The 1,703-nt window shown below is 70.3% G+C and carries 1 protein-coding gene; it reads right to left on the minus strand.

Annotated elements, in window-relative coordinates; all coding sequences use genetic code 11:
• Positions 1-58: 58 nt before the first annotated feature.
• Entirely contained in the window at positions 59-1,639 is a 1,581-nt protein-coding gene (locus tag C1J01_RS47890) for an IS1182 family transposase (protein ID WP_111185780.1), read from the minus strand.
• Positions 1,640-1,703: the final 64 nt, after the last annotated feature.

Below are 1,703 nucleotides of genomic sequence, written 5' to 3' on the forward strand. Positions count from 1 at the left end.
CTAGGAGTGTCCTGAAGATCTTGCTGGGTGAGTCGGCATGAGTCGGCTCACCCTTTTGCTATGCAGTGATCGGGATGACAGTCCAGATGCCGTTGGTGTGGGCGAGTCCGAGGTTGATCAGACGGCGGAGGTTGAGGGCGGCGGCGCGGTGGTGGAGCCAGCGGTCGTTGGCATCGGTGCCGCGGTAGCGCAGGCGGCGGTTGCCGCGGGCGACCAGCCAGGCCACGGCGCGTTCCACCATGGGCCGCCAGCGTCGGTAATCGTCCTGCCAGTCGGGGTCGGTGGCGGCTTGGTGGCGGGCGGCGGCCTGCAGGTCGTGGTGTGGGCGGATGGTCACGACGCGGCCGGTCTTGGCGGTGGTGCATCGGTCACGCAGGGGGCAGGCGGCGCACAGCCCGGTGAAGGTGGCGCGGCGCTGCTGGTGGCGGCCCCCGGTCGCGGCGAGCGGGACGGTATGCCCGGCGGGGCAGGTGACCGTGCCGGCGCGGGTGTCGATGACGAAGTCATCCAGGGTGAATCCACCGATCACGGCGGGCTTGAGCCTGGGCGGTTTGATGAGCAGCCGGTGTCCGGCGATGGTGAGGGCGGCGCGCAGCTCGGCGGCAGCGTAGGCGGCATCGGCCAGGATCTGCAACCGGCCGTCCTCGGCGGCGAGCAGGTCGGGTGCGACGGCGGTCTCGTGGTGGGCGGCGCCGGCTCCGGGGCGTAACGTGACGGCGGTGAACAGCCCGGTCTCCGGCTCAACGGCCAGGTGGGCCTTATAGCCGTCGTCGCGCTGCTGCCCGCTTTTGTGGATGTGACGGGCTTGGGGGTCAACGGTGGAGATGATCCGATCGGGCGCGGTGCGACGGGCGATCCGCCACCGCCCGTCGGTGCCATCGGAACCGTCGGCGGGCTGGACGTCCTGGCCGGCGATGAGAGCGAGCAGGCCGATCGCGTGCTCGGCCGGCTCGTCCAGGTCCTGGCCGTTCAGGAGGTCAAGCAGAGTGAAGGCATCCGTGACCAACCCGCTCACCAGGGCGTCCTTGGCCTGCTCATCGTCCCAGGCGATCTTCGGCTTGCCCGGGTCGGTGTAGTCGCAGGCGTGACAGTGTGCCGCCACCAGCGCGCTTGCGCCGGGCACCTGGCGGGCCACCCGGCGGATCGCGGCGATCAGCTGGGTGATGGTGTCCTGGGTGGCTACCGCGTCCAGCAGTACCGCCGAATCCAGCGCCCGCCGTGTCCGGCCCGTCAGCACCCCGGTCTGCTCCACCACCGCGCGGACGGCTCCGAAGATCCGGTCCGGGTCCGACGAACGGGCCAGCCGACGCCGGAAATACGTCAGCAGCGACGGATCGAACCCCTGGTCGTACAGGCCGAGCCCGCAGGCGGCCTTCCACCGCAGATCGAACCGCAGGGCCGCGACGGCCTCTTCATCGGACAGCCCCTGCAAGGCTTGCAGTACCACCACCGTGGCCAGCAGGCCGGGTGGTACCGACGGGCGCCCGTTGACCGGCGCGTACATGTCCGCGAACGCCTGCGGCGGGAACAACGCCCGCCGGTGTTCGGCCAGGAACGCGAACACGCTCCCGGCCGGGATCATCTCCCGGCACACGACCCACACCTCAGGCCCGGCCGGAACCCTCTGACGACCCATCATGACCCGAGTCTGAATCCCGAAACCCCACCTGGCCAGACCGCCAAGATCTTCAGGACACTCCTAG

It is taken from the genome of Nonomuraea aridisoli (assembly GCF_003236395.1).
Classification (GTDB): Bacteria; Actinomycetota; Actinomycetes; order Streptosporangiales; family Streptosporangiaceae; genus Nonomuraea; species Nonomuraea aridisoli.

Excerpts from the sequence above, each read along its gene's own strand:
- C1J01_RS47890 (WP_111185780.1), bottom strand. The coding sequence starts at position 1,639 with ATGATGGGTCGTCAGAGGGTTCCGGCCGGGCCTGAGGTGTGGGTCGTG.